This is a genomic window from Chamaesiphon sp. VAR_69_metabat_338 (assembly GCF_031423935.1).
Taxonomy (GTDB): domain Bacteria; phylum Cyanobacteriota; class Cyanobacteriia; order Cyanobacteriales; family Chamaesiphonaceae; genus Chamaesiphon.
Map to the genome: position 1 here is coordinate 1 of NZ_JANPGM010000449.1, position 1,576 is coordinate 1,576.

The window sequence follows — 1,576 nt, forward strand, 5'->3', positions numbered from 1 at the left end:
CAGAGTTTACTGGGTATCGACAAATTTCCGCTGGTGACACTCGGGACGATTTATCAGTGCATTCGCCCGACGACTAGCGCGGTTTATAATATTGCCGAAGTCAGTAGTTTGTTACCAGGATTGAATGGTTTGGTAGCGATCGTCGCTAAATTTACCGCTGTTAGTGAAGCTAGAGTCAACGTTCAATTTAATCGATCGGTCATCGGTTTACAGCGTCTCATCGACTATTCCGATCCCGATCGATTGATTGCCGAAATCGAAAACGGTCGCAAGTTTACCGCGATCGATCTACCAATTAATCGCCCCACAGATAAAGCCCCCGCATGGCTAGAAGTTACCTATCTCGATGAAAATTTACGCATCAGCCGAGGTAACGAAGGCAGCGTCTTTGTCTTAACTAAATAATGAATGTAAAATGAACATAAAGCTAAATTTAATTTGAACTGCATAATAATTGGGGGAGATTATGGACAAAGTTACTAGCCCTGATGTTTTAACATTAGAAGAGACTTCAGCTTATTTGCGATTGTCAATTGAAACAGTTACTGCTCAAGCTTCAAAAGGCAATATTCCCGGTCGAAAAATCGAAAAGGACTGGAGATTCCTCAAGTCGGCGATCGATAATTGGTTGCGTGCTAAGAATAGTAGCTCAGTATTGCTTTCTCAAGCAGGCGTATTTGCCGATGATGATTAGCATTACTCTTGCTCATCGAGCTACTTTAGTAACTAGAAATTTACGTCACTTTAAATAGATTCCTGGTCTGAAGGTAGAAAATTGGGTCGATCGATAATTATGCTGAGAATTTCCCAACGACATCTGAAAATTCTGGAAACTTGTCCGCGCCAATTCGAGTACACATTTTGCGATCGATTGACGTTGCCGATGTCGCCCACCCAACAGACCAAAACGCAGTTGGGTAGTGACTTTCACTTATTGATGCATCAGCGCGAACTGGGATTGCCGATCGAGCCGATTTTAGAGCGATCGCCACAGCTAAATACGTGGATGCAGGCAATGCTCCAGGTTGCGCCGGAATTATTCGCGCCCAATCCCCAAGCTTGGCGACAGAGCGAACACGTCCGCACTTTGGCAGTCGATAACTATCTATTTACAGCAATTTACGATCTGGTAATCTTACAACCCGATCGCGCGGATATTATCGATTGGAAAACTTACCCACTGCCTAAATATAAAAAAGATCTCGATCTCGAATGGCAAACGCGGCTGTACTTGTATCTACTTGCCGAAACTAGCGATTATCTGCCAAAACAGATTGCTTTTACTTATTGGTTTATTCAATCCACCCCCCAACCCAAATCGATCGCTATCAGCTATACGCTCAAACAACATCGGCAAACTCACAGCGATTTAGTCGCCTTGTTAGCTAAGTTAACAACTTGGCTTGATGCCAGTCGCAGCCGTCAGGAACCTTTTCCGCAGGTAGCGGCGTCTACGGGTTTGTGCGAGCGTTGTAGCTTTGCAGTGCGGTGCGATCGCCAGCATCGAGACGATCAATCTCCAACCGGCATCGATCTGGCTGAACTGCTCCCCATCCCCATTTAATGCCGATCGGCT

At 45.2% G+C, this 1,576-nt stretch carries 3 protein-coding genes; all 3 read left to right on the plus strand.

The genetic code is table 11. The annotated features are described in order from the left end of the window. Positions 1-405, plus strand: a 405-nt coding sequence (locus RMO84_RS12465; protein WP_310488775.1) for a PAP/fibrillin family protein, incomplete at its 5' end; no start/stop codon positions are given. A 61-nt stretch (positions 406-466) separates the two neighbouring features. Beyond that, positions 467-694: a helix-turn-helix domain-containing protein gene (locus tag RMO84_RS12470; protein ID WP_310488776.1), complete on the plus strand. Its 228-nt coding sequence runs from the start codon at positions 467-469 to the stop codon at positions 692-694. Positions 695-793: 99 nt separating this feature from the next. After that, positions 794-1,564: a PD-(D/E)XK nuclease family protein gene (locus tag RMO84_RS12475; protein WP_310488777.1), complete on the plus strand. Its 771-nt coding sequence runs from the start codon at positions 794-796 to the stop codon at positions 1,562-1,564. Positions 1,565-1,576: the final 12 nt, after the last annotated feature.

Bases quoted from the DNA above. Each gene is read 5' to 3' on its own strand.
- RMO84_RS12475 (WP_310488777.1), top strand. From the start codon at position 794: ATGCTGAGAATTTCCCAACGACATCTGAAAATTCTGGAAACTTGTCCG.
- RMO84_RS12470 (WP_310488776.1), top strand. From the start codon at position 467: ATGGACAAAGTTACTAGCCCTGATGTTTTAACATTAGAAGAGACTTCA.